Source organism: Sabulibacter ruber (assembly GCF_017355955.1).
GTDB lineage: Bacteria > Bacteroidota > Bacteroidia > Cytophagales > Hymenobacteraceae > Nibribacter > Nibribacter ruber_A.
This window is the reverse complement of sequence record NZ_JAFFID010000196.1, coordinates 1-247: the sequence shown is the minus strand read 5'-3', so window position 1 is coordinate 247 and position 247 is coordinate 1. Positions and strand designations below refer to the sequence as shown.

Here is a 247-nt window from a genome sequence, read left to right as displayed (position 1 = left end):
CGGGGGAGCATGCCGGACGGCGCGCCGGCGAGCACCCTGCTGACGCTCGGCTACGACCCGGCGCGGGAGCGCTATGTCGGGACCTGGACCGGTTCGATGATGGCCCATCTCTGGATCTACGAGGGCACGCTGGATCCGTCGGGGCAGGTGCTGACGCTGGACACCGAGGGGCCGAACTTCATGGACGGGAACCGCATGGCCCGCTTCCAGGACATCGTCGCCTTCGAGGACGCGGATACCCGCACCC

General features: G+C 69.6%; 1 protein-coding gene. It reads left to right on the top strand.

Annotated features, from left to right (window positions below; translation table 11 throughout):
* Positions 1 to 9: 9 nt before the first annotated feature.
* On the top strand, positions 10 to 247 hold a 238-nt coding region (locus tag JT719_RS25020), incomplete at its 3' end, for a DUF1579 family protein (protein ID WP_242693470.1).